Below are 6026 nucleotides of genomic sequence, written 5' to 3'. Positions count from 1 at the left end.
AATCTTTATTCTCATAACAAATAAATTATATTGTTTTGAATTTTCAATTTTAGTCATTTGAATTTGTTTTAAAATTTCGGATTTCGAATTTCGGATTTCATTTGTTCCATTAAAGCTAAACACATACAGTTAAAGATATATTTCTTGATGAATTATGCAAGATGGTGTATAATGAGAAATTATGAATAGGTCATTTCAAACCACCCTTGACCCATTTATGCCACAGACAATAGAAGAGGCACTTGAGGCTACCCGACCAAGTTCTTTGCCCCGTGAGGAAGAGCTTACTACCTACTACATCCCTCGCTCTGACAAAGGATACAAAACCTTTCGTTCATCCCTGCTTTCTAAGGTACCATTAGGAGGTGGGTTTCGTGGATTGTTAAGTGGTCAAAGGGGGGTTGGAAAAACCACAGTGATATTACGGTTTGCCAAAGAGATTCGTGAGTTCATTACCATTCGCTATCTTGAGGCAGGAGATTATCTTGACCCAACCCAACCACTTAACTACGAGGCAATCCTTTTTTTGCTTAACTGCGGTCTGAAAGGTGGCAGGGTAGAGGCGATAGAAACTGACCTTAAGAAGCTATCCAGGAATATCCAGGATGAAGAATCAGCTCTTGGTCGTCCATTCCTCATTGTCATTGACGGTTTGGACAGGAGGACAAAAGAACTTGCTCAATTGATGAATGAGATTGGAGCTCAATTAAAAAACCTCTTTGTCCGGCTTCTTTTCACTGCTCAACCCGCTCCTGAATGGGCAGAGACAAAACTGGTGGATATATTTGATAGTATTGATTTTCTTCCTGGCCTACCGACCTCCTCATCTTTAGAAAGGCTTCCCTGGATTGAAGAGGTAGTGCGAAGACGGGTTAAAGAAAATATCCTTGATGATAAGCTCCTTAAGGCTATTGGGTTTTACTCAGCTGGTATTCCAAGGGAGGCTTTGGTTAATACCCATCGCTCCCTCCAAAATACAATGAAAGAGGGAATCCTTCGGCTCACCCCTTCCCATCTTACCCAGATTCTGGATGAACGGGCAAATCGTCTCCTTGCCAGAGCTAATGAGGATATGCTTAATTCCCTTAAATTAGCAAAAGAAGGTTCGCTGGCTGACAAAACCTCTCTTTACACGCTTCTCTTTTATAATCTTCTTATTCAATATGGTGATACTCAACCTGAATATAAAGTGCATCCAATAATTGCCAGGGCACTTAAATGGGGCTACCATGAACTTTAATGAAAAATATTGTCCAAACATATCAAGAAAGTTTTAGTAAACCAGGGGTAACCTATTTGACCTATGACTCAAAAGAAACCTGTAGGAAAATGATTGCATCCCTTAAACAGCTTACCCAAAGGGACTTTCCCTGGCAGGAGATTAAAAACCCTTCCTCTTTATATAAACGATTAGAAAAGCCACCACAAGAAGAAATTATCTGCATCCAGAATGCCCAGAGGTTTGTTAAAGAACTCAATAATGCACGCAACCATTTACAAACAGGGAGATGGATTCTTGTAACGCAAAATAATGGAGGCTCCAAATTTGCTAAAGAAGCCCCTGACCTTGATGACTTTGTTTCCTCCCATTTAGAAGCCACCCCTGAGAATGCCTCTATATTTAGCCAGCAAGTGAAAGATGAGCAATCTGATGCCCAAGGTAGGCTACTTGTCAGTCGTGGTGAAGCAATTTATCAAGGTATAAAAGAGAAACTTGAAAGGGAAAATAGGGGGATGGTAGTGGCTATTGAGGTTGAATCTGGAAATTACTATATCGCCTCTGATACCCTGAAGGCAGATAAATTAGCATCCAAAGACCATCCGCAATCCCTTTTCTACTTTCGCTCAATTGGAGAAGAATGAAGATAAAAGGAAGGGTTGATGAAAATATTCCTAGGATAGAACTCTGTGGCCAAAAAGGTTCAAAACCGGTTCTCTTCACTGTAGACACTGGTTTTACTGATTGCTTATCTGCCTCTGTTTCTGATTTAAGAAAAAATGGATGGAGACTGGAGCCGAGAGGTTTAGGGTATATTAAGGTAGCAGACGGTAGATTTATTGATACCACCGTTTATCGTTCTACCATTTCTTGGTTTGGGAAAGAATGTGAAGTGAGGATTTATGACTCAGGAATCAATTCCTTAGGATTTGGCCTTCTATGCAATACCAGAATAAAACTTACCGAAACAGAGGTAGTCATTGAGCGATTATGAGCCAGCATAACGATTATGTCCATAGCCTGGTAAAAAAACTTATCCACGGAGAAACTATTGAATATCCAGAAGGAGAGGCTTGCTTTAAGGTCAACTGGGTTAATCAACTTAACCCAGATGGTCAGGAATGGACAGCAGGGGCAGAGCTATTATTTCAAGCACCATCCGGAGATATAGGTAGACAAGTAAGTGGTGGTGAGCTATTGTCCCATTGTCGTGAATGCCGGATAGATACATCCCTTCACAAACTAATTGCTCAACTTGATTTGGCAATGATTGGCTTAATCGGGAAGGCTTTAAAGAAGCATCCAGATTATGAAAGGCTTGAAAGGGTAAAAAAATCCATCAATCTCTCTTCTTTTCTCATTACAGAAATTATAAATAATGAAATAATTGACTTAACCCCATTTACTCAAATCCCAAAGGATTTTATCTTAGAGATTAGTGAAACCCATCCCTTTGATATAAAGGGCATTTCAGCTTTTCATACCTTTAAAGAGCGTCTTCCTGCTTACAAATTTAGCCTTGATGACCTCCCAGTTCCTGGAGAGGACTCTTTACGCAGGCAGGCAGAGATAATAAAGTATCTTGCCTGGACAAAGGTTGACTACCTCTATTTTCAAGATGGTTTCAGGTCGCGTTGGGCAACATTGGCTCAAGAGATTAAAGAACATCTTATTTTAGCCAGAGAATTAGGCTATGACTTGGTTATTGAAGGAATAGAACCCATTGGTTCTGCCTCTATTGACCATGTCAAAAAGGAACTCTTAAATATTGCCAGAGAGGTAGATTACCACCTTCTTATGCAGGGATATGGTATAAAATGGATTGAACCTCCTGATAAAAAAAGGGAAGAGGAGCGTGAATACTACAAAGAGATACATAGTCCATTTACCACTTTAATCCGCAATTATTATGATTGGCTTGGATATAAGATTGAGGGTGAAAAGGATATATTTTATGCCTATAGGGATAAAGACCCCCTAGGTCCAGGTGGAGGAGCAATTGTTGGAGCAAGCCCGGTAATTAATGATTTATTCCTTAAGCGCCTAAAGGATGTAATTGATTGCTACAGAAACTATCAGCCCAGAATCTATCCCGTAGTAGTCCTCCCTAAAGGAAGCCCTGATGAGCAAATAAATGAGTTAAGGGGAAAAGGGGTAGAAATAGTCAAGCAGAAGGATTTAGAGCTTGGTCTTTTAGATACAGAGAAATTAACCTCCTGGCAAAAAGGGATAATTGAAAGAGATGAAAATTATCCCCCAGAAAAATATATTAAGCAAAAGGCTAAAGGAAGTAGTATTCCAGTAGTAGATGAGCTTTATGATTTTGCTACCTCCTCTGGCGCAGGCTTCCTTCTTTTAGGTGGAGAGTTTGGCATAGGAAAGACATTTGCCCTCCGTGAGCTTTATCGCAGGCTTGCAAGTGAATATCAGGAAAATCCTGAGCAAAGGGTTCCTATCTTTATCTCCCTTGGGGAGATGGAGCGCTCAAAAGAACTCACCCGCCTCTTAGACCAGCACTTTCGTCGCGCTGAAATAGGATTTACTGACAAATCTCCTGATGCCCTATTAGCAATGGGAGGAGTCCTTCTCTTAGATGCCCTAGATGAGTTGAGCTTACGCATAAAGCCTGAAGAACTCTTAGAACTTGCCAGGAATCTAACCCAGTTATCTGGCAAAGATACAAAGATAATCCTTACCTGCCGGTCATATCTTATTGAAGCCTCAAGTGAGCTTAAAGATACCTTCTTAAGTAGGGGAAAAGCTATAGAGCTTGGCGAGTTTAATGAAGAAGAGATTATTGAGTTCCTAGGAAAATATGGCCGCGAAGACCCAATAGGAGATTGTGAAAGGCTCAAGGAAAATCCCCTTCTTTGGGAGATGGCAAAGCGACCTGTATTCCTGCACTATTTTTCTTACTCATTTAATGAGGCGATAGAAGCAGCTAAAATCGGACAAAAACAGGTGGATGTAATCAATCGCTGTATTGACCAGGAAATTAAGAGGGTTATAAAAAAGTATTCAACAACACTAAGTCCTGATAACATAAGACAATTTGACCAGAATCTTGCCCTCTATCTCTGGAGAACAAAACAAGTTGGAATTGATGAGCAAAGCCTTAAGTTTCAAATTGTTGAATTCTTACCCAAGTATATCCCTTTTGATGAGGCTACTTTTAGGCTTATCAATCGTGTTGCCTTGCTAAAGAGGGATACCCAAGGGCTATGGACATTTAGCCATAAGGCAATTCAGGAATTCTTTCTGGCTTCTTGCCTAAAAGAGGAGAAAGACCCTATCCCCTTACTCTCTGCTAACCTCTTCTCACCTGAGGCAGGAAGGTTTCTCTTTGAACTCTTAGGAGAACAAAAAGCAAAGAATTTGGTAGAAAAACTTGGGGAAACACCAGGCCTTTTTGGGAAAGAAAATACCTTAATCCTTGGGGCTTTTCTGAAAAAGATAAATCTTGAAGGGCAAGACCTTAGCCCTATTGATTTAAGAGGCTATAACTATAATCTTCAAGGTGCAAATCTAAAGAAGGCAATACTTGTAGGGAAAAATCTTAAGGGATTTAACCTAAGGGAAGCTGACCTAAGGGGAGCAAACTTAACTGGCGCTGACCTTGTAGGAGCTGACCTTCTGGGAGCCTTAATTGATGGGGCAAGATTTGATTATGTGCGGGGATGGAAGGCAAAAACCGATAAAGAGATGCCAGGATTTGGCGCATCCTGGGATAGAGAATTTAAGATAGAACCGGTGCTTGAGCCATCTTCTTATAGAACAGATGAAATTATCTACTCCCCGGATGGAAGGCTATTGATTGCCGCAAGCGAGGGAGGAATCATCTTTTTTGATTCAAAGATAAACCGGGCAATCCGTCACATTCCATCACCCGCTAATTGTATTGCCATCAGCCCAGATGGAAATATCCTTGCCTCAGGGTCAGATGATAGAACCATTCGTCTCTGGGAGACAGAGACTGGCAGGCTTATCCAGAGATTAGAGGGGCATACAAGCAGGGTTTTGTCAGTAGCCATAAGTCCAGATGGAGGGATGCTTGCCTCAGGGGCATATGATAACACCATTTGTCTCTGGGAGACAAGGACAGGCAGGCTTATCCAGAGATTAGAGGGGCATACAGGCTGGGTTAGGTCAGTAGCTTTTAGTCCAGATGGAGAGAATCTTGCCTCAGGATCAAATGATAGAACCATTTGTCTCTGGGAGATAAGGACAGGCAGGCTTATCCAGACCTTAGAGGGTCATAAAGGCCCGATTTTCTCAGTAGCTTTTAGTCCAGATGGAGGAAAGCTTGCCTCAGGGTCAGATGATAGAACCATTTGTCTCTGGGAGATAAGGACAGGCAGGCTTATCCAGAGATTAGAAGGCCATACAGACTCGGTTTTCTCAGTAGCTTTTAGCCCAGATGGAACCATCCTTGCCTCAGGGTCATATGATAACACCATTTGTCTCTGGGAGACAAGGACAGCCAGGCTTATCCAGAGATTGGAAGGCCATACAGACAGGGTTAGGTCAGTAGCTTTTAGCCCAGATGGAACCATCCTTGCCTCAGGGTCATATGATAACACCATTTGTCTCTGGGAGACAAGGACAGCCAGGCTTATCCAGAGATTAGAAGGGCATACAGGTAGGGTTTTCTCAGTAGCCATCAGTCCAGATGGAGCCATGCTTGCCTCAGGGTCAGATGATAGAACCATTTGTCTCTGGGAGACAAAGACGGGCAGGCTTATCCAGAGATTAGAAGGGCATACAGGCAGGGTTTTCTCAGTAGCCATCAGTCCAGATGGAGCCATGC

4 protein-coding genes are annotated in these 6026 nt (G+C 41.9%); all 4 read left to right on the top strand.

What is annotated here, in order from left to right; all coding sequences use genetic code 11:
* Nucleotides 1-181: 181 nt before the first annotated feature.
* Complete coding sequence (locus AB1630_04140; GenBank protein ID MEW6103000.1) at nucleotides 182-1240, top strand: hypothetical protein; 1059 nt, start codon at nucleotides 182-184, stop codon at nucleotides 1238-1240.
* Nucleotides 1240-1863 carry a hypothetical protein gene (locus tag AB1630_04135; protein MEW6102999.1) on the top strand — a complete coding sequence of 208 codons (624 nt, stop codon included), beginning with the start codon at nucleotides 1240-1242 and terminating at the stop codon, nucleotides 1861-1863. The genes AB1630_04140 and AB1630_04135 overlap by 1 nt, the downstream gene beginning before the upstream one ends.
* On the top strand, nucleotides 1860-2213 hold the full coding sequence (locus tag AB1630_04130; protein ID MEW6102998.1) for a hypothetical protein: 354 nt from the start codon (nucleotides 1860-1862) through the stop codon (nucleotides 2211-2213). The genes AB1630_04135 and AB1630_04130 overlap by 4 nt, the downstream gene beginning before the upstream one ends.
* On the top strand, nucleotides 2210-6026 hold a 3817-nt coding region (locus AB1630_04125), incomplete at its 3' end, for a pentapeptide repeat-containing protein (protein ID MEW6102997.1). The genes AB1630_04130 and AB1630_04125, both read left to right, overlap by 4 nt.

The organism is bacterium, assembly GCA_040753555.1.
Lineage (GTDB): Bacteria > UBA9089 > UBA9088 > UBA9088 > UBA9088 > JBFLYE01.
Note: the sequence above shows the minus strand (reverse complement) of the source record. Positions and strands in the feature narration are given on the sequence as shown.

Excerpts from the sequence above, each read along its gene's own strand:
- AB1630_04140 (MEW6103000.1), top strand. The coding sequence starts at position 182 with ATGAATAGGTCATTTCAAACCACCCTTGACCCATTTATGCCACAGACA.
- AB1630_04135 (MEW6102999.1), top strand. The coding sequence starts at position 1,240 with ATGAAAAATATTGTCCAAACATATCAAGAAAGTTTTAGTAAACCAGGG.
- AB1630_04130 (MEW6102998.1), top strand. The coding sequence starts at position 1,860 with ATGAAGATAAAAGGAAGGGTTGATGAAAATATTCCTAGGATAGAACTC.